The organism is Streptomyces sp. NPDC051452 (assembly GCF_044454765.1).
Lineage (GTDB): Bacteria > Actinomycetota > Actinomycetes > Streptomycetales > Streptomycetaceae > Streptomyces.
Genome location: NZ_JBITEB010000025.1, coordinates 1 through 19,099, shown reverse-complemented (window position 1 = coordinate 19,099; position 19,099 = coordinate 1). Strand labels below are relative to the sequence as shown.

At 68.9% G+C, this 19,099-nt stretch carries 21 protein-coding genes and 2 pseudogenes; 16 read left to right on the top strand and 7 right to left on the bottom strand.

Annotated elements, in window-relative coordinates; all coding sequences use genetic code 11:
* Nucleotides 1–200: 200 nt before the first annotated feature.
* Nucleotides 201–779, bottom strand: a complete 579-nt coding sequence (locus ACIBA9_RS36170) for a TetR/AcrR family transcriptional regulator (protein ID WP_399369765.1) — start codon at nt 777–779, stop codon at nt 201–203.
* A 92-nt stretch (nt 780–871) separates the two neighbouring features.
* Between ACIBA9_RS36170 and ACIBA9_RS36165 the strand changes: the two genes are divergently transcribed.
* The 3 genes from ACIBA9_RS36165 to ACIBA9_RS36155 are packed head-to-tail and all read left to right on the top strand — an operon-like array spanning nt 872 to nt 2,140.
* Nucleotides 872–1,318: an anthrone oxygenase family protein gene (locus tag ACIBA9_RS36165; protein ID WP_399369763.1), complete on the top strand. Its 447-nt coding sequence runs from the start codon at nt 872–874 to the stop codon at nt 1,316–1,318.
* Between the two features lie 26 nt (nt 1,319–1,344).
* Nucleotides 1,345–1,770, top strand: coding sequence for a DUF4267 domain-containing protein (locus ACIBA9_RS36160; RefSeq protein WP_399369761.1), 426 nt, complete (start codon nt 1,345–1,347; stop codon nt 1,768–1,770).
* A gap of 4 nt (nt 1,771–1,774) precedes the next feature.
* Nucleotides 1,775–2,140 carry a hypothetical protein gene (locus tag ACIBA9_RS36155; RefSeq protein WP_399369759.1) on the top strand — a complete coding sequence of 122 codons (366 nt, stop codon included), beginning with the start codon at nt 1,775–1,777 and terminating at the stop codon, nt 2,138–2,140.
* Nucleotides 2,141–2,500: 360 nt separating this feature from the next.
* Here ACIBA9_RS36155 and ACIBA9_RS36150 read toward each other — a convergent pair whose 3' ends face one another.
* Complete coding sequence (locus ACIBA9_RS36150; protein ID WP_399369757.1) at nt 2,501–4,969, bottom strand: non-reducing end alpha-L-arabinofuranosidase family hydrolase; 2,469 nt, start codon at nt 4,967–4,969, stop codon at nt 2,501–2,503.
* Nucleotides 4,970–5,040: 71 nt separating this feature from the next.
* On the opposite strand from ACIBA9_RS36150, the gene ACIBA9_RS36145 reads away from it, so the two are divergent.
* Complete coding sequence (locus ACIBA9_RS36145; protein ID WP_399369755.1) at nt 5,041–5,169, top strand: hypothetical protein; 129 nt, start codon at nt 5,041–5,043, stop codon at nt 5,167–5,169.
* A gap of 1,034 nt (nt 5,170–6,203) precedes the next feature.
* Here the strand turns inward: ACIBA9_RS36145 and ACIBA9_RS36140 are convergent.
* A complete protein-coding gene (locus ACIBA9_RS36140) occupies nt 6,204–6,842 on the bottom strand; it encodes a hypothetical protein (protein ID WP_399369753.1) in 639 nt (212 codons plus the stop codon).
* A 296-nt stretch (nt 6,843–7,138) separates the two neighbouring features.
* On the opposite strand from ACIBA9_RS36140, the gene ACIBA9_RS36135 reads away from it, so the two are divergent.
* Nucleotides 7,139–7,423 carry a hypothetical protein gene (locus ACIBA9_RS36135; protein ID WP_399369751.1) on the top strand — a complete coding sequence of 95 codons (285 nt, stop codon included), beginning with the start codon at nt 7,139–7,141 and terminating at the stop codon, nt 7,421–7,423.
* 266 nt (nt 7,424–7,689) lie between these two features.
* Here ACIBA9_RS36135 and ACIBA9_RS36130 read toward each other — a convergent pair whose 3' ends face one another.
* The gene (locus tag ACIBA9_RS36130; RefSeq protein WP_399369749.1) at nt 7,690–7,926 is read right to left on the bottom strand and encodes a hypothetical protein; all 237 of its coding nucleotides are present in this window, start codon (nt 7,924–7,926) and stop codon (nt 7,690–7,692) included.
* Between the two features lie 270 nt (nt 7,927–8,196).
* Here ACIBA9_RS36130 and ACIBA9_RS36125 point away from each other — a divergent pair, with 270 nt between their 5' ends.
* The 5 genes from ACIBA9_RS36125 (at nt 8,197) to ACIBA9_RS36105 (ending at nt 10,680) form a co-directional block, all read left to right on the top strand.
* On the top strand, nt 8,197–8,769 hold the full coding sequence (locus tag ACIBA9_RS36125; protein WP_399369747.1) for a hypothetical protein: 573 nt from the start codon (nt 8,197–8,199) through the stop codon (nt 8,767–8,769).
* Between the two features lie 118 nt (nt 8,770–8,887).
* Nucleotides 8,888–9,262: an ankyrin repeat domain-containing protein gene (locus ACIBA9_RS36120; protein ID WP_399369745.1), complete on the top strand. Its 375-nt coding sequence runs from the start codon at nt 8,888–8,890 to the stop codon at nt 9,260–9,262.
* A gap of 39 nt (nt 9,263–9,301) precedes the next feature.
* Entirely contained in the window at nt 9,302–9,559 is a 258-nt protein-coding gene (locus tag ACIBA9_RS36115) for a hypothetical protein (protein WP_399369743.1), read from the top strand.
* An 82-nt stretch (nt 9,560–9,641) separates the two neighbouring features.
* Entirely contained in the window at nt 9,642–10,058 is a 417-nt protein-coding gene (locus tag ACIBA9_RS36110) for a hypothetical protein (protein WP_399369741.1), read from the top strand.
* Nucleotides 10,059–10,470: 412 nt separating this feature from the next.
* Nucleotides 10,471–10,680 carry a hypothetical protein gene (locus tag ACIBA9_RS36105; RefSeq protein ID WP_399369739.1) on the top strand — a complete coding sequence of 70 codons (210 nt, stop codon included), beginning with the start codon at nt 10,471–10,473 and terminating at the stop codon, nt 10,678–10,680.
* A gap of 170 nt (nt 10,681–10,850) precedes the next feature.
* On the opposite strand, the gene ACIBA9_RS36100 is transcribed toward ACIBA9_RS36105, so the two are convergent.
* The gene (locus ACIBA9_RS36100) at nt 10,851–11,486 is read right to left on the bottom strand and encodes an HNH endonuclease family protein (RefSeq protein WP_399369737.1); all 636 of its coding nucleotides are present in this window, start codon (nt 11,484–11,486) and stop codon (nt 10,851–10,853) included.
* Between ACIBA9_RS36100 and ACIBA9_RS36095 the strand changes: the two are divergent.
* A pseudogene (locus ACIBA9_RS36095) lies at nt 11,483–11,731 on the top strand (IS630 family transposase); the annotation flags it as partial. The gene ACIBA9_RS36100 and the pseudogene ACIBA9_RS36095 sit on opposite strands and share 4 nt — an antisense overlap.
* Before the next feature lie 136 nt (nt 11,732–11,867).
* Here ACIBA9_RS36095 and ACIBA9_RS36090 read toward each other — a convergent pair.
* Nucleotides 11,868–12,932: an Lrp/AsnC family transcriptional regulator gene (locus tag ACIBA9_RS36090; RefSeq protein WP_399369735.1), complete on the bottom strand. Its 1,065-nt coding sequence runs from the start codon at nt 12,930–12,932 to the stop codon at nt 11,868–11,870.
* A 324-nt stretch (nt 12,933–13,256) separates the two neighbouring features.
* Here ACIBA9_RS36090 and ACIBA9_RS36085 point away from each other — a divergent pair, with 324 nt between their 5' ends.
* The 3 genes and pseudogenes from ACIBA9_RS36085 to ACIBA9_RS36075 form a co-directional block, all read left to right on the top strand.
* Nucleotides 13,257–14,195: an alpha/beta hydrolase gene (locus tag ACIBA9_RS36085; protein ID WP_399369733.1), complete on the top strand. Its 939-nt coding sequence runs from the start codon at nt 13,257–13,259 to the stop codon at nt 14,193–14,195.
* Nucleotides 14,196–14,590: 395 nt separating this feature from the next.
* Nucleotides 14,591–14,962 carry a hypothetical protein gene (locus ACIBA9_RS36080; RefSeq protein ID WP_399369731.1) on the top strand — a complete coding sequence of 124 codons (372 nt, stop codon included), beginning with the start codon at nt 14,591–14,593 and terminating at the stop codon, nt 14,960–14,962.
* A 626-nt stretch (nt 14,963–15,588) separates the two neighbouring features.
* Nucleotides 15,589–16,421 (top strand): annotated as a pseudogene (locus tag ACIBA9_RS36075) (hypothetical protein); the annotation flags it as partial.
* A 280-nt stretch (nt 16,422–16,701) separates the two neighbouring features.
* Here ACIBA9_RS36075 and ACIBA9_RS36070 read toward each other — a convergent pair.
* Nucleotides 16,702–17,277 carry a hypothetical protein gene (locus ACIBA9_RS36070; protein ID WP_399369729.1) on the bottom strand — a complete coding sequence of 192 codons (576 nt, stop codon included), beginning with the start codon at nt 17,275–17,277 and terminating at the stop codon, nt 16,702–16,704.
* Between the two features lie 120 nt (nt 17,278–17,397).
* Between ACIBA9_RS36070 and istA the strand changes: the two genes are divergently transcribed.
* The gene (gene istA / locus ACIBA9_RS36065; RefSeq protein WP_399369727.1) at nt 17,398–18,645 is read left to right on the top strand and encodes an IS21 family transposase; all 1,248 of its coding nucleotides are present in this window, start codon (nt 17,398–17,400) and stop codon (nt 18,643–18,645) included.
* Entirely contained in the window at nt 18,645–19,037 is a 393-nt protein-coding gene (locus ACIBA9_RS36060) for an ATP-binding protein (protein ID WP_399369725.1), read from the top strand. The genes istA and ACIBA9_RS36060 overlap by 1 nt, the downstream gene beginning before the upstream one ends.
* The last annotated feature ends 62 nt before the right edge of the window (nt 19,038–19,099 follow it).

The following is a 19,099-nucleotide window of genomic DNA, read 5'->3' as shown; positions in this document are numbered from 1 at the left end:
ACAATGGAACAGCGGTTGGCGCTAGGGCGCGTATCGGGTCGCGATCAATGAGCATCGCAGCTTCCGGAGCGGGTGCCGGCCTGGGGCACGGGGCCCGGCGATCGGCGGCTGCGCCGTGTGGACGCGAGTGACCGGAAGCGTTGCCGCAGGCAGCGGCGGGGGCCCGAGGGCCCCGGCTGCGTGCCCGCCGGGACGGTGTGTCAGACCACGGCGAGCCGGTCCACCAGCAGCTCCACCCTCTGCGCGGCGTCCTCCGGCAGCAACCGTCCCGCCCGGGTCAGGGTCGCAAGGCCGTGCAGGGACGCCCAGAACACCTCGGTGAACAGCCCCGGGTGGACACCGTTCCCGGCGACCTCGCCCAGGCTCTCCAGCAGCGCGGCGAAGGCGTCCTTCAGCGGCTCCGGGGTGTCCTCCTGCGCGTACGCCAGGCCGCCGTCGAGCTGGAACAACGCGTCGTAGACCGCCGGGTTGCGTGCGGCGAAGTCGAGGTAGGCGCGGGCGAGCGCGGCGACCCGCCCGCGCGGGCCGTCCGCGGCGGAGGTCGCGGCACGCACCGCTGCGGCCAGCTCGGCAGCGCCCTCCAGGGCGACGGCGCCGATGATCTCGCGCTTGCCGCGGAAGTGGCTGTAGAGGACGGGCTGGCTGTACTCGATGCGCTCGGCGAGCCGGCGGGTTGTGACCGCGTCCCAGCCCTGCTGCTCGGCGAGTTCGCGGGCTGTCGCCACGATGAGGCGCTCGCGCTCCGCCCGTTCGCGCTGCTTGCGTTCTTGTACCGACATGACTCGAATCCTAGCATCGCTAGACAATCGAGCGGCAGTAGTACTAGCGTTGCCTCATCATCTAGCGACGCTAGATCCTAGGAGGGGTCATCATGCTCAACGCACTCAAGGTGTTCACCACCGTGATCGTCGGCCTGATGGTGGGGGTGGAGTTCTCCGTCGCCTTCGTCATGAACCGGATCTTCAACACCCTTCCTGAGGACAGTGACCAGCTCGCCCGCGCCCACGGAGGCCGGATGCTCGGCGCCCTCATGCCGTTCTGGTACATCGGCTCGCTCGTCCTCAGCGCGGTCTGGGCCATCGCCGGATGGGACCGCCCCGGCGCCGGACTCGTCGTCATCGCCGCCGCGCTGCTGATCGTGAGCGTGATCATGTCGCTCCTGCTGCTCGTCCCGATCAACAACCGGGGCAAGACGTGGACCCCCGAGAACCGGCCCGCGGACTGGAAGGAGCAGATGAACCGCTGGGACCGCTACCACTACGTCCGCGTCGCCGTCATCGTCGCCGCCTTCGCCTTCCTGGTCACCGCCCTCGTCTGAGCCCGATACCCACAAGGAGAGGAACAATGTCGCTGAAGAAGATCAACACCGTCTTGGCCGCCGCCTTCGTCCTCTTCATCCTATGGTTCGGGTCGGAGTTCATCCTGCGCCCGGAGGCGGTGGCGCCGGGCTTCGGCCTGCCGAGCTGGCCGTCCGGCGACAGCGGCGGCTTCCTGATCGTCAAGGGAATCCGCGACGTCGTCATGGCCCTGGTACTGGGTGTCCTGCTGGTGGCAGGTCACCGCCGGGCGCTGGGCTGGGCGATGCTGGTGGAGGCCCTCGCGGCGTACGGGGACATGGCCAACGTGCTGGCCCACCACGGCTCCGTGGCCACCGCGCTCGGCGTCCACGGCCTTACCGCGACACTGATGGTGGTCAACGGCCTGCTGATAATGCGCGAGACCCGCAAGGTCGCTGCTGCTCCGGCAACGCGCGTCCCGCAGCCCACCTGACGCCATGGCGCAGCGCGGCCGCCTGTGCTCGCTCGCGGAGGACGTGATCGCGTTCGCCGAGTCCGCGGGCGCCGGGGTGGAGTTCCAGCGCGTCGCGGTCACCCCCGAGCAGATCGCCACCTACAACCTGCCGACCGCCCCACCGAAGGCGACCGACCGGCGCTGGTTCTCCGGCACCACAACCACCCAGGCCGAGGCCCTGCCGCCCGATGTCCTGGCCTCCATTGTGCGCGAGGCCATCGAGGCCCACCGCGACCCCGCACTCCACCGGCAGGCACTCGCCCGCGAAGGGGCCGAATGTCGCGCGATCCGCGAGCGCCTGCACGGGTGCCCCGAGCATGGCCTGCGGGCTCTGCCCGTGGTCTGGTGAGCGGGCCGGTCACCGTCCTCACCTCGGACGTGGAGGACCTGGAGAGAACCCTTCCGGGCAGGGGCGTCGTCAAGAAGGTACGACCCAGACCCCTCGTCTCAGTCCTGGTCTCATTCGCTGGGGTGCACCCGTGTCCGTGAGCTACTCCGCTGACCCTGATCCGCCTCGACGCCTGGTGCAACGGCCAGCCCCTCGACCACACCCGCGCCAGCCACCTCGCCCGCCTCGACCTCAGGCTCGCGACATAACTGCACATTTGGCCGGCAGGATCTCTGGCGTCTGCGGCGAGATCCAAAAGAGAGGAGCCCCAGCCGATGCACGGCTGGGGCTCCTCGCGGTGGTGAGTGTCGATCAGGCGGGTCAGCGCTTCAGGGTGAGGATGCCAGGGCGGTACGGCAGGTTGTCGTAGGAGGTGTTCGGCGGTGTGTTGGGGGACTTGCCCTGGTAGAGGAACTGCAGGTTGCAGGGGTCGATGGTCATGGTCTGGTCGGGGTTGTTGCGGACCAGGTCACCGTGGCTGATGTCGTTGGTCCAGGTAGCGCCGCTGTTGGCCTTGCCGGCGAAGGGGTTGGACTCGGTGGCGGCCTGCGGGGTCCACGGACCGTTCAGGCTGGTGGCGGTGAAGGAGCGGAAGTAGCGCCGCTCGCTCGCACCCCGTGCCTCGACGATCATGAGGTACTGGTTCTGGCCCTCGACCTTGTAGACCTGCGGCGCCTCGAACAGGTTCTTCACCGTGTCGCTCATGACCGTCGTGTACGACGAGCCGAAGCTGCCGGGGAAGTTCCCGATCGGCATGGTCGACTTGTAGATCTTGCCGTTGTCACCGGCGAAGAACAGGTGGATGTTCTTGTCGTCGGCGATCAGGGTCTGGTCGATCGGGCCGGTGGGGGAGTCGGTGCGGGGGAGGCTGCCGGTGAACAGCGGTTTAGGCGCGGACCAGCCGTCGGGGTTGGTGGGGTCGCTCGACGTGCGGTAGACAAAGGGCGCTGCGCCCCACTGGGACGCCAGCACCCAGATCTTCTTGGGCGCGAAGTAGAACAGCGTGGGCGCCACGGTCTTCTGGCTCATGCCGGTCTGGCGGGCCGACGCCATGTCCGACCAGTTCGTGAAGGGGCTGAACGCCATCGAGCCGTAGGCCGATCCCGAGAAGTTCGACCCGTAGACCAGGTGCTTGCCGTTGTAGGTCACGTTGGTGAAGTCTTTCAGCGAGGCCCACCCGTTCGCCGGCTGCGCCAGCGCGCCCGTCGAGGTCCACCGGTACGTCGACGGAAGAGCACACGTGTCGCTCTTCGGCGCTGCGGTCGTCTCGCTCTTCGGCGTCGCGGTCGCCTTGAAGGTCCAGCGCTGGTTTGCGCCGCCGCCGTTGGAGTCCCAGATCTGGACGGGAGTGCCGTTGGCGGTCTTGCCGCCGGGGAGCTCCAGCGCCCGGCCGCTGGCAACGTTGGTCAGCGTGTAGGAGCCGTCGCTGTTCCGGTTGGTCTTCCAGTGCTGGTGGGGGCCGCCGTTGGCGTCCCAGACCAGCGTCTTCGTCCCGTTGGCCGTCCGGCCTGCCGGCTCGTCCAGGACCCGGCCGCTGGCGATGCTGGTCAGGGTGTAGGAGCCGTCGCTGTTCCGGTTGGCCCGCCACTGCTGGTTGGAGGCGCCGCTGGCGTCCCACACCTGGAGCGGGGTGCCGTTGCCGTTCTGCCCAGCGGGCTCGTCGAGAACGCGTCCGCCGGCCGCGTTGGAGAGCGTGTAGACGGTGCCGGAGGTGATCTCCCCGGCCTTCGTGCCGCCGCTGCCGGTGCTGCCGGTGTCCAGGGTGGTGAGTACGGCGCTGTAGGCGGCCTTCTTGTTGCCGCTCGCGTCGAACAGCAGGGCGTTCTCACCGGTGCGCCAGGAGTCGCTGTCGCGGATGCCCCACAGGGTGATGCCCGTGCAGCGAGCGACGTTCATGCACGCCTGGACGGCTTTGGTGTACGCGGTGGCGGACGCCTGGGCGATGTCGAGCTCGGTGATCTGGACGTCCACGCCGAGAGCGGCGAAGTTGGACAGGGTGGTCTGGAAGCTGGCCGGCGGGCCGCTGCTTGCGAAGTGGCTCTGGAAGCCGACGCAGTCGATGGGCACGCCACGGGACTTGAAGTCCTTGACCATGCGGTAGACGCCCTGGGTCTTGGCGTCGGACCAGTTCTCGATGTTGTAGTCGTTGTAGCAGAGCTTGGCGGAGGGGTCGGCGTTCCGGGCGGTGCGGAAGGCCTCTTCGATGAAGCCGTCGCCCAGCACGTCCTGGAACACCGAGCTGCGGTGCCGGCCGCTGCCGCCGTCGGCGAACGCTTCGTTGACCACGTCCCAGGCGTAGATCTTGCCCTTGTAGTGGGTCATCTCGGTGGTGATGTGGTTGTCCATCACGCTGCGCAGGGTGTTGGCGTCGGTGATGGACTTGACCCAGGCGGGCAGTTGGGAGTGCCAGACCAGTGTGTGGCCGCGCAGGCGCTGGCCGTGCGCGGAGGCGTGGCTGACGATCGAGTCGGCGCCGGCGAAGGTGAACGACCCGCGGGAACGTTCGATGGCGTCCCACTTCATCTCGTTCTCCGGGGTGATCATCTTGAATTCCCGGTCGAGAAGGCCGGAGTACGTGGAGTCGCCGAGCCTGCCCGCAGCCACTGCGGTGCCGAAGTAACGGCCGCTGCCGGCCGCCGCGGCGGCCAGGGTCGGTGTGCTGGCTTCCGGCGTGCGTGCAGCCAGGGCGACCAGCGGTACGGCCGCACCCGCGGCGGCGAGAACCACGGCGGCGGCGATCACGCGGCGGATCGCCGGACGGCGGCGATGAGAGCGGTTCTGATCTGACAATGGAATGTCCTTCTGGCACAGCGGGCCTTGATACGGCCCCGGATACCTGTCAGTTGCCGCCCCGCACGGCAATGGTTGCCGCGATCGAGGGAAGAATTTTCACGGCCGTCGCCACGATCCCCACCCGGTTCCACGCCGACCTGCCGACCACCATGGAGGCCACCGACGCCGAGGGGAGCAACACGAGCCCGGCCGACTGACGGCGCGTCGGCTGGGGGCCGCCAGGAGATGGACTTCCGCCAGGCCGCCTTCCGTCTTCACGCCGGGCGGGTCACCCGTGGCCCTCCTCGCCCGCCAGATACCCAGGGGCTGCCGAGCAGCTGCACACCACCGCTCCCCAGCTGCGCGCGGGTAAGGGCACCCGCTACCGCTCCCTGGCCCGTCGGGGTGAGCGTCCGTCTCCGTCCCGCTGGGGCGGGAAAGCAGTGACCACACCGGCCCGGCGTACGAGGACCACTGCCCCCCTTCGGGGAAGCCGTCGTTCTCCGCGCGTTGCGCTGCACATCGGCGGTGAGGATGGCCCGGGAGCCTCCCGCTTGCATGCGGGCCGTACGGGCGTAGCCGCACTCGCCCGCCGCAGCGCGGATGGCCTGCTTGCGTGCACGATTACGCGTCATGATGGTCGCGTCTCCGGCGCAGCCCCACGTCCCACGCCTGGTACGCATCACGTGCAGGCAGAGGGTGTTCACCGTGAGATTCGCAGAACCCTGTCCACCAGGCCGCGGGCCACGTGGGGGCCCCGCAGACGAGAGTCGGGCGATCACGGTCGCCGCGACGAAGGTAGCGCGGCATGTCCCCAGGGCTCAACGTCCGCGGTGACAGGGGCCGTCCCGGCACTCGAGGTCCAGGCGACCTGATGCTCGGCGCCAGCGGGGGAGAACATCTCGTGGCCCGGACTCGGCGGACCACTGCGCTGGGCAGGTCGGCGAGTTCCCCGGCTGAGGAGGTGCTGTACGGCGCCTGCGCCGGGACGCGCCCCGGCCGAAAGGTCTTCGCCGCCCTGCGCGCCCGTGCTGCTCGCCGCCCTGCGCCCGCCCGGCAGCACCGCCCGCACAGTACGGTGCCCCTGAGGATCCGGCACCCCTTGGGCAGTCCGGGAGACAGGACAGTCGGCAAGTCCGCATCCGGGCCGGGACCTACCGCATCTCCGGCTGGCCTCCCGAAGTGGCGAACATCTGCTGTCCGTTCTCGTGGACAAAGCCAATTGGTTGTCTCATCGAAGGGTGGCGGTTGGTTACTCCCGCTCGGGGCGGATCACTACCTCGCTGCCGATGGGGGTAAATCCGCAGGCGAGAAAGGCGCGCAGAGAGCGGGCGTTGCCGGGTGAGACGGCGGCGAAGACGGGTTCACCTTCAGGGACCAGGGAGAGGGCGTCGGTGAGCAGGGACCGTCCGTGGCCGTGGCTGTCGTTGTGGGAGTAGTGGAGTTCGATGCTCAACTCTCGTCGGCCTGCCAGGCCGTCGGCCAGGGTGATGAGGCCGCGTTCGTCACCATGAATCGTGACGTTGCTCCGCAGTTCCCGGGCGTAGCGCACACGGGGGTGATCGTCTGCGTCGGTGAGCGGCTGCAGCCGCGGTGGGCCGCCCGTGCCGCGGGCGGTGAGCGTGGCGTCGGTGACGCCGATCCAACCATTGCCGCCGGCGAGGTGGCGCAAGAAGTCCGGTGAGAGTGACGCGCCGAAGCCGTCCGGCTTCTGGTCGTGGACGGCCCCATCTGTCAGGGCGGTGGCGACGACTGCGTGGCCAGTGAAGGCGAGCGAGCACTCAAGCCCTGCGGGCAGGGGCGGCAGGACGGTCACCCGGCCGTCGACGGGCGGAAACCGACCGTCGGCCGCGTCGAGGAAGAACGTCAGGAGCGGGTGCGGTTCACCCATGAGCGGTCACCCGTCAATCGAGAAGAGTTCTGGCAGGGAGCATGCCAGGCAGATCCTATGGACCGGTCGTGGTGGATCACGCCGCGTGGGCCTCCGAGCGTTCGACGAGGACACCGTTTTCGAACGTGGCGCCGGCGCCGACCAAGGCGACGAGATGGGCTCCGGTGACCGCGCGCCACCGCGGTGGGCGAGCGGCGTACGCCTTCTCCGCCCGCCGGCGGCGGCCGGACAGGTGGCCGAGCTGCACGGACGGCTGCGCGCAGCGGCTCCCGGATCAGTACCGCTACGCTGATCAAATGTTCGAAGACCAGTCGCTGTACGACTACTTCTCCGGCTGCTCTGAACGCGGTGACAAGGTGGGCTTCGCCCTCGTTGACGGCAGGGAGTTCCTCGGCTGGATCCATGAGGTGTCGGAGGAGCGCATTCGGTTGGCCTGGGCACCCAGTCCGTTCTACGCCCAGGTCAACAATGGGGAGGTGTGGGCCCCCGAGGACGAGTGGGTGGCGTGCACCGCCCTGGTTCTTGAGTCGATCGCCAGCTACGACCCCGCCGTACCAGGGTGGGTGAACTACCTCAGCTGAACACCCCGGCAACCGCATAGGTGGGAAGGTGCCGACGCCGGGGCAGGCGCGTAGCTTGCTCCTGGCGGCACCGCCTGATGTCCTGCGGCCTGCTGGGCGATCAGACGCATGTCCACGGTGAGGGCGCGCACGCGGCGGCCCCACGTAGGTTTTTCGCCGGGCAGGCAGGGCCCCGCAGGCGTGCCCGGGCGGCGATGACGAGGCCGTAGTCCAGGCGCCCGTCATGGCGGCCGCCGCCGACAGGCCCGAAGAGGGCCGGGGCCCGCTCACCGTCGTGCAGCGTGCCCCAGGTGGTGGAGGACATGACCCGCCGGAGCCTGCAGATACGCGGCGAGGTACTCGGCTCGCTCCTCCATCCGCAGCACTTCTTCCCGGTAACGCTTGAGCGTGTAGTCACTGACCTTCCGGCTGCCCCGGTTCGGCCGGGGCGACTTCAGCACCCCTTCGGTGCCGTCATCGCGGCGGACGAAGGCGACGTGCCCGAACCCCTCCACAGTGCTCACGCAACGCCAAGGACCAATTAATGACGGCAGTTGCAGACACGCCACGCAATGTAGATCGGGCCCGGCCCCACCCCTCCTCCTTCGCCGGATTACCGTCCCTAACGCGCCGCAGCCCCGCCGCCCGGGAACACGGCCGACCGGACCGGACCCGACAGCTCCGCACCCCGCGATCACGCCACCGCGGAACAAACCGGATGTCCCTACGGCAGGCGGGTAGCCCATAGTGAACCGACAACACCCTGCGACTCCTCTACGAATGGACAACCCCGCGTGACGACCGCGCACACCCAAACCTCCACCGAGCGCGTCCCGGGGCGGGCCTGGACGGTCCGCCTCACCGGCTACGCCGACCGCTCCGCGACCGTCTCCTGCAGCAACACGGCCTGCACGATGCCCGGCAGGTCCAAGGACCTGGCGGCCCTGCGCAGGTTCGCCGCGCAGCACGCCGCCGCGCACGCGAAGGCGGCCACCGTCCGCGCCAACGCCGGGTGCCACTGTGGTTCCACCGGCTGCGAGGCCCACCCGGAGACCCGGACCCAGTGCGCCGGCGCCGTGACGCTCATCCTGCGGCACGATCCCACCGTGGGCCGCGTCTGGAACATCGAAGAAGTCTGCGCGGCCTGCGCCCCGCTGCTCACGCACACCACCGTCGTCGCCCGCGCGGCCAGGCCCCAACGCGCAAGCGAACAGCCTCCCGCGCCGGTACCGGCCGCCAGGCCGCGCGTTCCCGGTGGCTTCTCCTCGCCCACCGCCGGAACTGAAGACCGCCCGACCACACCAGCCCGGCGCCCCCGACGGACCGCGCAGCGACCCCAGCGCCGAAGCTCCGGCCGGCAACGCTGAACCCGATCGACGAGCGCAGCGCCGCTGCCGCCGCCGCGCCACAGCGTCCCGACAAGCACCGGCGGCACAGCGGAAACCGCCTGGTCGTCAGGCCGGGACCTGCGCTTGGATAACCCACATGGACGACTTCACGTGGACTCCGGCGCACCGCGCGGTGGAACTCGAGGACGCTGAGACGCTGACCCGTCTGCTCGCGGGCGGAGCCGATCCCAACGAGGTCTTCGGCGCGGCGACGCTCCTCACCCACGCGCTCGACGTCGAGGGAGACAGCGCCCTGCAAAGCCGCCAGCCGCTCACCGTCCACACCACCGCAATCCTGCTCGCGTTCGGCGCCGACCCAGAATTGCGCGATCCGGCCGGAGACACTCCCATGGACGTGGCTGAGGAGTACGACCACCAGCCAGCGATCAAGCTGCTGACCCAGCACATGGCCCGGCGCCTCACGCGTAATGTCAGTGGCGTCCGGTGGCATGGCAGGACGCTGCTGTCGTGACCTGCTAAGGAGCCTGCCGTAACGTCCGTGTACTCGTCCTTGACCCACGCCCTGGCCGAGGCGTTGGTCGATGTCCTGTGGTTCATCGAGGGCAGTGACGACGAACAGATGGACCCGGACGACGCCGTCAAGGTCCTGGAGGGCGTCGCCCACCTGGTCAGCCGACTGTCGAACGATCAGTGCAGCGAATTGACCGCCCTGCTCGAAGCGATGGCCGAAGCCGAAGCCGACCCCGCGCGACGGGAGTTCCTGGAAGGGTTCCCCGACGGCTTCGGGCTCCTCGATGAGCGTGGGTAGGCCTGCACTCCACGACCCGCGGCCGCGCTGAACGTTTCGCACGGCGGGACGCAGTGCCCCATGCCCATGAGACTGTCTGGTCGTGCCAGAGGTGACGGGTGGGTTGGAGGCGGCCTTGGCTGAGGCGTCGTCTCGTTCATGGACGCAACGTGTTCGTGCCGGGCGTGACCTTGCTTCCTTCGCGGATGTTCCCGAGGCCGCGGAAGCGCTGGTGGGACTACTGCTGGACGTCGAGGACACGGCGGTGACCCGTCAGACGGCAGAGGCCCTGGCCCGGGTGGGAACGGTGGCCGCCATAAGGCTCATCGCTCGCGCGGTCGCGGAAGCTGAAGACAACCACGCTGACTGGTTGCAGACCGGGTTGCATGACGCGCTCGTGGGACCGGACGGTCCGCCTGACGTCGCAGCGGCCTGCGTGAAGCTTGCCCGGGACCCGGAAGAAGCTGTCCGTCGGAATGCCGCAGATATCTCGATGTGGATAGACGGCACAAGGTGTTGATCTGAATCGACCTGCCTGCCGACTGGTTCATGCAGCCGTTGCCCAGGGGAGGCGGGGTCCGTAGAAGGTGCCGTCGCGGAGCATGGCTAACAGGAAGCTGATGCGATGGCGGGCGCGGCGGAGGAGACACGTCCTGTAAACCGCACCTGATGCACGTCACGTTCATCGGGGCTTGCTCTGCTCTCTCGATCTTCCGGTGGGCGACGACGACGTGGACTGCCTCGCCGCCGAGGGCTGGACTTGGAGAAGCAGGGCCAGTACGTAGCCGAAGCGTTCGCGGCCTGGTGGAGTATCGATGAGGACGCGGTCCTCCAAGTCTACGACCGCAGCGGAAAGTACACCGCCAGCACCGCCTGCATCCGCCCCGACAGTGCTGAGAAGGAGGGGTCCTGCCTCTGACAGTCCGTTCGACGTGCTCGACGACGAAGCTGCGCAGGTCGTCTCGGCCCTCCTGCTTGCCACAAGTGGCCGGGCGGTCCAGCACGGCTGGTGGAGCCGGGAAACCACCGCCCGAGACAAGTTCCGGCGCTGGATCGGCGCCTACGGCGACTTGCCCGACGCCCGGATCATCCTCACCGACGACGAAACCACACGAGTGCTGGCGGCCTGGCCCAACCAGTAGAGGAAGCCGTAACCCCCGTCATTGAGCACGGAGGCTTCCGCTCGTTCGGGCGGTCGCACTAGGGCGTGTCCGATAGCTCGGGCGGCGGGTCGGGAGCTGTTGACCCACTCCTCCGGGCCGCGTCGGGATGTGGCGTGAGCCGGTCGTCGCGTGACCGCCGTGCCGGAATGTCAGCGGGCGGGAGTGACAGTGACGGGTACGTCCGGGCAGCTGTCGAGAACCTCGCCGAGCGCGGCCTGTTCGGTGGCGTCGACGCTCAGGCCCCACCGGGTTTTGTCGGCGATCCAGTCGGTGGCGTACTGGCAGCGGTACCCGGCCGCGGGCGGCATCCAAGTGGCGGGGTCCTGGCCGGCCTTGCTGCGGTTGCTGGTGGCGGAGACCGCGATCAGGGCGCGGTCGTCACCGAGGTCGTTGGCGTAGGCCTCGCGTTCCTTCGCGGTCCAGGTGGAGGCGCCGGAGTCCCAGGCCTCGGCGAGCGGGACCAGGTGATCGATGTCCAGCCCGCTGGGCCCGTGGATGTACCGCTCGTCGTAGGGGGAGTACCACTCGCCCCCGGTCAGCGTGCACTTGGCGCCCTGCTCGGGCGCGATGACGGCCTCGGCCTTCAGGACTTCCGCGCGGGTGTTGCAACCGTCCTTGTCGGCATCCGCCCAGTCCTTGAACTTGGTGCGCTCATACCCGCTGCGGTCCTCGCCGCGCACGGGCAGCTGGGCTAGGGCGTCACGGACGGGCAAAGTCACCGTGTCACCGGGCACCGCGGCGCCCGGCGCGGCTTGGGCGGCGGTGGGGACGAGCAGGGCGATCATGCTGGGCTCACCGATCAAGCCCGGACCGGCTGCCGGCGACCTACCGTCGCACTCACGGCATCAGCTACTTCCACGGCTGCTACTCGGCCGGCGACGACCGGCTCTGGGGAGTTGTCCGCCGTTGCCAAGGCATCGGCCACACCTGGGCGGCCCTGCGGTCGATCCGCGCGGCCCGCCCGGACGGCGCCCCGATCTACGTGATCCTCGACAACCTGTCCGCATCGACGCAGGCCAGCGCAAGACGCAGCACACCGCCTCGGGGGACCAGGCCAGGTCCTGCACCGACGACTATCTCCCCGACACCAGGCCGATGCACGCTCGATGAGACCCACCGGCGCCCACACGGCCACCCACTCCTGCGACAGCACCGGCAACACCACCTCACGCGCTTTCGCCCTGCCCATGACGGGCCGGGCGGCGCTGGGCGACTGTGAGGGCGGGGCGGCCAGGATCAGGGTGGGGGGTACGTTTGACGACCCGGCTGACGATGGCTGTCTCAACGTGGCTGATTCCCAGGCCTGACAGGTCGCGGGAGAGGAAGTCGTAGAGGGTGGTCAGGTCCGGGAAGTAGGCGGCCGCGTGCAGGTTCGAGGGGCCCGACGTGGCGAACGCACCGTGCACGGCAGGGTGATCAGCCAGCGCTTGCCCGGCGGCGGCCAGGTGGTCGGGGGCCACGTGCAGCAGGAGCTTGGCCTCGATGGGCAGTCCGAGCCGGCGGGGATCGACGAGGACCTGGGTGATCAGCCGACCCTGAGCAGTCAGTTGGGCGATGCGCCGGCGCACTGTGCTCTCGGGGTGCCCGGTGCGGGCGGTCAGGGCCGCGGCGGTCAGCCGCGCGTCGGAGGTGAGGGCGTCGATGAGTGACTGTTCCAAGGCATCTGCGTCGACGCCGTAGGGGCCCGGGGACACGGAATCCACTGCCCCGGGGGCTGGCTTGGCCAGGTCCAGCGCAGCACGTTCCGGTGTGGTCAGTACCTGGTGCCGCCACTTCGAGGTGAGTTGGAAGACGTGCAGGATGGTGGCGCTCTCCAGGGACGTGACCGCTTGAGTGGAGGGCAGTTGGCGGAAGACCAGCGGGTCGCGCGAGCCTGGCTCGGTGCGGGCGACCGCGAAGATCTCGTCACCCGAGGTGGTGACGTCGATGAACGGGATGTCCTCGCGCGCCGCGAGGGCGGCCACGATGGTGTCGAGCTTTCCGCGCAGTACCCGGATGCGGAGGAACAGGGCCCCGGCCGGGCCCCCGTTGCGCGGTCGTGCGACGGGGGAGACCACTACGCGCACGGTGCCGTCGGCGCCGAGCGCGTGCAGCCGGCGGCGCACGGAGGCGGGGCTGAGCCCTAGCACCTGGGCCGCGTGCTCCGCGGTGATGCGGCCGTTGCACTGCAGCGCGGCCACCAATCGCTGGTCGGTGAGACTCAGTGCGGAATCCGCCGATGCGCGCTCCATGAAGGCAAGTTTCGCCCATTCGGCCGCTGTGTGGAGCCTCTCCCGGACACGCTGCCCCAAGGATGGATGTCGTCCGCTTCTCCTTGTCCCTGGTCTGTGCCGGCGGACCCGAACCACGGAAGGTGCATGCGATGATCCTCGATTCACGCGTTTGGTTGGCCGGCCTGGTCGGCTGAGCGCCCGCACCGTGCGGGTTTGCACCCGCGGCCGGCGAAGGGGCCTGGCCCGACGCGACGACGCCTCGCACCGGGCTGCAGCCCGACCTTTCCGAGAACCCCCAGAGCCCCGAACCCGAAGAGCGACGGAAGCACCACGGAGGTCCATGTGCCCGTGTCCAGGCAACGCGAAAAGCTGAGCTTCGCCAGCGGTGACACCTCGTGCGCCGCCTGGCACTACCCAGGGTCGAACGGCGGCTGCGTGATCATGGCCGGAGGCACCTCCGTGACGAAGGAACCGGCCACGGACCTGTTCGCCGCACGATTCAACGACGCCGGCTTCGCCGTCTTGGCCTTCGATCATCGGCGGTTCGGTGAGAGCGGGGGAGCGCCGCGTCAGGTCGTCCGCTTCGGTGAGCAGGTCGCCGACTGGCAGGCCGCGATCGAGTGCGCGGCCACTCTGCCCGACGTCGCACCGGACAGAATCTCGCTCTGGGGTTTCTCGCTCGCAGGTGGCCACGTCATGCGTGTCGCAGCCGACAATCCACAACTGGCCTCCGTGATCGCGCAGACGCCACTGGTCGACGGCCGCGCCGTTGCTCCCCACGCGCTGCGCTGCATGACCCCCGTCGCCTTCCTGAGGCTCTTCGGCCGGGGTGTCGTGGACGCGCTTGGCAGCCTCGTCGGGCGGCCACCGGTGCTGGTTCCGACCGCTGGAGCCCGCGGCACAGTCGCCACGCTCACCACCCCCGACGCGCTGGACGGCGACCGGGCCCTGGACCCCGGACACCGCTACACGGACTGGGAGCAGACGGTCGCCGCCCGGCTCGTGCTGCGGCTCGGCGGGTACCGGCCCGGCCGCCACGCTTCCCGGATCCGGTGCCCGCTGCTGGTGGTCGTGTGCGACCAGGACCAGAGCGCGCTTCCAGGCCCCGCCGTCCGCGCAGCCCACAACGCACCGGAGTCCGAGGTGGTCCATCTGAAAGGCCGGCACTATGCCCCGTTCCTCGAAGCGCATGAGGATGCCGTCGAGGCGGAAATCGCCTTCCTGGAGAAACATCTGACACGCTCGCAAACCGCGCCAGGAGTGCTGAACGGACCTGAGTAGTTCCGTCGCAGACGGCATGGCCGAACGGATCAAGCACGACTACCAGGTGAAGGTCCCCGCTACCGCTTCGACCACGACAGGCGTGGATCAGCGTTTCGCGGCCTGCAGGCGTTGCTCGGTGAAAGGGTTCGACGGCCGGCTCGTGCCGGGGAGGTGGCGAATACCGACTCGTCACCGTTCTTCGGCCACCACGTCAAGTGCGCCCGCAGTGTCGCCACAGCACACATCGTTGACGAGTGAGGTTGCCCGTCCGTGCGCGCCCGGGACATGACCATCTCCCCCGCCGGGACGCATTGCCCGTCGGGGCACCTGAACGGGGCCACGGGGATCCGACTGAGCACGTGCTCTCACTCGAATTCCAAATCCGCCTTCGAAGGCGGGACCTGGAGGGAATCATGAGAATCTGTTACGCCCTTGCTGCTGCGGCCGCTTCGGTCCTGATCGGTACGGGTACAGCGATCGCGCAGCCAATGCGGCCGAACACCAACTCAACCGGCTGCACGTCAAGCGACTACTTCCATCAGTACACGCGATACCACGGAACAATCTGCTACACAGGTACGGGGGATGACGACCTTGCCACCTCGGGATTCTGGACGACCAAGATGACCGCCGGCAGCAACACCGGCCGGGTCGATTTCTACACGACGGACGGCGTCCGCAGCTCGTGGTCGTTCTGGCCCGGTGGGGTCTTGAACATACCGGACGTCAAAAGCATCCCTGGCGGGGTGGTATCGGTCGTGCATCTGTACATCCAGCCCAGATGAACTTGTTCTGCAACCTCTGCTCCTGGCCCTCCTCTTGGGCGGTGACAGCCGTGTCGGGTCCGTGACCTGCGTCCTCCACTCTGTGCGGGAGCGTCACCGGTGGGGCGTGTCGGATGAGCTGTGGCACGGCCAGGAGCCGCTGCTGCCGCAGTGTGAGCGGCACTTCCGGCACCCCGGTCGCAGACCACGCCGGACCGGGAGGTGCTCTGCGGGGGATTCTGTACGTGTAGTGATCACGAGCGTTGTGCACGCGGGCCGGTCCGTCTGACGGTCTGGGGGGCTGCCGCGTTCGGCAGCCCCCCAGACCGCCGCCGTCGACTACTCCAGCACGTGCACCACGCAGGCGGCGCGGTCGACCGCGTCCCGGGTCAGGCCACGCCTGCGGATGAGTCGGGTGAGGGATCCGATGCGGCCGGCGGTGCGTTGGGGCAGGTAGGTGGCGTGTCGGGGGAGGGTGCCGAGTGTCCTGGCTCGCTTCGCAGCCGGACAAGCACGAGGCGCCCTCTCCCCGGGGCCCCGACCTTGTCGTCGAGCGGTCCTATGCCACCGCGGAGCCTGGAATGTGCCCGCCCCGGCGCCGGCATACGGGGCGGCCCACGATGCTGTTGCTACGCTCATTCCACCCCGAGTTCGGCGCCGGCCACGCGCGCCCGATGGCGGCGGCGTTCCTGGTCAACACCGTCGGGACCTGGCTGAGGACACAGGCCTCCGAGCCGGTGAAGCGGGACATGCTCGCAGCCGCCTCTGACCTGACCTACCTGACGGGTTGGATGGCCATGTACGAGAAAGCCCACGGGCTGGGGCAGACGTACTACACCAAGGCGCTGAAGCTCGCCGATGAGGCCGGGGACCACGTCACCTACTACCGTACGCTGCGCGGGATGTCGCTACAGGCGTCGAACCTGGAGCACGGCCGGATAGCTCTGAAGCTGGCGGACTCGGCGGCCGAGGCGGCACCCTCTGCAGGCCCCTGACTGGTGGCTTTCCTCCGCGGGCAGCAGGCGCATGCAGCGTCCATGGTCGGGGACCGGCACCAGGCCCATACCCGGCTGCGCGAGGCCGAGGCCGCGCTGTCGCAGGCCGACAACCGTCGCGACGCGATCGGCGGCTACGACCAGACCGCCTACCTCTTCCACGTCTGGCACGTGCTGATGGAAGAGGGCGACCTGCCCGGCAGCATCAAGGCCATGACGCAGTCGATCCGGGTACAGCCGTCCCAAGAGCGGCAGGGCCGCGTCCACGCCTACGCCGTCCTCGCACAGCGACAACTGCGGTACGGGCACCAGGATGCCGCCTCTGAGTCGTGGGCGCGGTTCCTTGGTGATACGAACACGTTTCCTCGGTGCGAGGTGACGACCACTTCGCCACCATGCACACAGACCTTGCCCCCTACGCAAAGGCGCACGCGGTGCGAGAACTATCTGGCCGTGCGCAGGAGGTCGCAGAGGCCAAGGCCTGAAAGAAGGGCGCCTCCGGCCCGTCTGAGACTCGACGAACTCGGGTTCCCTGTCTTCACCCTGGCCTGGAACAGGCTGCTGACCCAGGGCCACCTCAGACGCACCGGCTGACTGCTCGCCTTGCACCAGCGGTCGAACGAACCAGGTCTCTGCCCGGGAGTCAGCATCGCGTCAGCGCGGACCACGCTGCCGAGAAGCAGGCCCGGGTGTCTGTCTATTTCTCTCTCTGGTCGGTCAGGCGCTGCAGGGGGTGTCGTTGTTGCGGAGGCTGCCGCAACGGTGTCAGCGTGTTTGTGCTGGCCTGGCTGTTTGTCTCAAGTGGTGCTGCCAGGCGTGTGCGTTGGCCTTCTTGGTGCGGCATACCCACTGGTAGGCGTCGTCCCGGGACAACGGGCCAGCCGTGTTGTATCCGGCGCGTGCTCGACTGATGCGTATGTGCGTGGCGATGAGGTGAAGCACGGATTTGTGGGAGAAGTAGGAGGTATGTACGAGCGCGGTGCTCTGCTGGTCACGCAGATCATCTGTAGCGTCAGCTGGAAACTCCCCCTCCAAGGCGCCGATGATCAGGAGTTCCCGTGCCTGCGGGCCGAGGGCGCGCAGAGTGTCGGAGACGTCGGCCTGGAGCTGTCTGGCAAGGTCCACGGTGAACACCGGACGCCCGCTGAAGGCGTACGTGCCGTACTGGAAGAGCAAGCCGTCTGAGTCGGGGGTGGGCGCGGTGGCGAAGCGCTGCCGCGCGAATCGCATGAAGGCCAGCCATGCAGCCCGCCTGGTCAGCTCCGTCTTCGCCGATCGCTCGACCTCCAGCTCGGCACGCAGGACATCGAGGGTTTTTTCTATCCGCAGTCTGCCGTGCACGTCAGCTCTCCCCGGTTCGTGAATCAGTGTCGGCGACGGCTGAAAAGTGGACCAGTAGCGGCGCTTGAAAGTTGACCCCCTCCAGGGGGTCTGGCTCGTTGAGCCAGGCCGGGAGGAGTGGTGATCAGCGTGGAGGACTGGGCGGAGATCCGCCGGCTTCACCGGGCCGAGCAGATGCCGGTGCGGGCCATCGCGAGGAAGCTGGGGATCTCGAGGAACACGGTCCGCAGGGCGATCGCGGACGACGCGCCGCCGAAGTACCAGCGGGCGCCGAAGGGCTCGATCGTGGATGCGGTCGAGCCGCAGGTTCGTGAGCTGCTCGAGCAGTGGCCGGAGATGCCCGCGACGGTGATTGCCGAGCGGATCGGCTGGGACCGCGGGCTGACCGTGCTCAAGGACCGCATCCGGGAGCTGCGACCGGCCTATCGGCCTTCGGATCCGGCGTCCCGGACGGTCTATGAGCCGGGCGAGATCGGCCAGTGTGACCTGTGGTTTCCACCTGCGGACATCCCGCTCGGCTTCGGCCAGGTCGGGCGGCCGCCGGTGCTGGTGATGGTCGCGGGCTACTCACGGTGGATCACCGCGAGGATGCTGCCCTCCCGCTCGGCGGCCGATCTGATCGCGGGGCACTGGCGGCTGCTGACCGAGCTGGGAGCCGTCCCCAGGGTGCTGGTCTGGGACAACGAGGGCGCCGTCGGTTCCTGGCGGTCCGGAGGTCCTCAACTCACCGATGAATTCGCTGCGTTCGCCGGACTGCTGGGCATCAAGTTCCTGCTCTGCAAGCCGCGGGACCCGGAGGCCAAGGGGTTGGTCGAGCGGGCCAACGGCTATCTGGAGACGTCGTTTTTGCCCGGGCGGGTGTTCACCTCGCCGGCCGACTTCAACATCCAGCTCGCCGACTGGCTGGCCAAGGCCAACCGGCGCATCCACCGCACGTTGCAGGCCCGCCCGTCGGACCGGCTGGAGGCGGACCGCTCACGGATGCTGGCCCTGCCGCCGATCGCCCCGCCGGGCTGGTGGAAGGCGTCCTTGCGGCTGCCGCGGGATCACTATGTCCGCCTGGACACCTGCGACTACTCGGTGCATCCGCTGGCCGTCGGCCGCCGCATCGAGGTCGCTGCCGACCTGGACCAGGTCCTGGTGACCTGCGACGGCGTCGAGGTCGCACGCCATGCCCGCAGCTGGGCCCGCCACCAGACCATCACCGACCCCGACCACGCGGCAGCCGCGGCAGCCGCCCGCAAGACGGCCGCCGCCAAGAAGCCGGCACCGGAGGTGACCGAGGTCGAGGAGCGGTCGCTGGAGACCTACGACCGGATCTTCGGCGTCATCGACGGCGGCCTGAGCGCCGGTGAAGGGGCAGCGTGATGAGCACGAAGAACAGCACGAACCAGACCAGGACCGCCCGCGATGTCGGCTCCGAACTCGTCTATCTCACCAAGGCGTTGAAGGCCCCGGCCCTGCGGGACGCGGCCGCCCGGCTTGCCGAGCGGGCCCGCGACGAGGGCTGGTCCCACGAGGAGTATCTGGCCGCCTGCCTGCAGCGGGAGGTCGCCGCCCGCGACAGCCATGGCGCCGAGGGCCGCATTCGCGCGGCCCGCTTCCCCTCCCGCAAGTCGCTGGAGGACTTCGACTTCGACCACCAGCGGTCCGTGAAACGCGAGGTCATCGCCCATCTGGGGACGCTGGACTTCGTCGTCGGCAAGGAAAACGTGATCTTCCTGGGGCCGCCCGTTATCGCCGGTTCGTTCGCGATCTGAGCATGTTTTTGCAGCTCAGGATGGTTCTTCGATCGATGTGACGTGGTCAGCAGGGGCCGATG

What these genes read in the sequence shown, in the direction of transcription:
- ACIBA9_RS36170 (WP_399369765.1), bottom strand. Translation starts at nt 779, where the DNA reads ATGTCGGTACAAGAACGCAAGCAGCGCGAACGGGCGGAGCGCGAGCGC.
- ACIBA9_RS36140 (WP_399369753.1), bottom strand. Translation starts at nt 6,842, where the DNA reads ATGGGTGAACCGCACCCGCTCCTGACGTTCTTCCTCGACGCGGCCGAC.
- ACIBA9_RS36060 (WP_399369725.1), top strand. Translation starts at nt 18,645, where the DNA reads ATGAGCACGAAGAACAGCACGAACCAGACCAGGACCGCCCGCGATGTC.
- ACIBA9_RS36120 (WP_399369745.1), top strand. Translation starts at nt 8,888, where the DNA reads ATGGACGACTTCACGTGGACTCCGGCGCACCGCGCGGTGGAACTCGAG.
- ACIBA9_RS36100 (WP_399369737.1), bottom strand. Translation starts at nt 11,486, where the DNA reads ATGATCGCCCTGCTCGTCCCCACCGCCGCCCAAGCCGCGCCGGGCGCC.
- ACIBA9_RS36080 (WP_399369731.1), top strand. Translation starts at nt 14,591, where the DNA reads ATGAGAATCTGTTACGCCCTTGCTGCTGCGGCCGCTTCGGTCCTGATC.
- ACIBA9_RS36155 (WP_399369759.1), top strand. Translation starts at nt 1,775, where the DNA reads ATGGCGCAGCGCGGCCGCCTGTGCTCGCTCGCGGAGGACGTGATCGCG.
- ACIBA9_RS36145 (WP_399369755.1), top strand. Translation starts at nt 5,041, where the DNA reads ATGGTTGCCGCGATCGAGGGAAGAATTTTCACGGCCGTCGCCACGATC.
- ACIBA9_RS36165 (WP_399369763.1), top strand. Translation starts at nt 872, where the DNA reads ATGCTCAACGCACTCAAGGTGTTCACCACCGTGATCGTCGGCCTGATG.
- ACIBA9_RS36160 (WP_399369761.1), top strand. Translation starts at nt 1,345, where the DNA reads ATGTCGCTGAAGAAGATCAACACCGTCTTGGCCGCCGCCTTCGTCCTC.
- ACIBA9_RS36090 (WP_399369735.1), bottom strand. Translation starts at nt 12,932, where the DNA reads ATGGAGCGCGCATCGGCGGATTCCGCACTGAGTCTCACCGACCAGCGA.
- ACIBA9_RS36135 (WP_399369751.1), top strand. Translation starts at nt 7,139, where the DNA reads ATGTTCGAAGACCAGTCGCTGTACGACTACTTCTCCGGCTGCTCTGAA.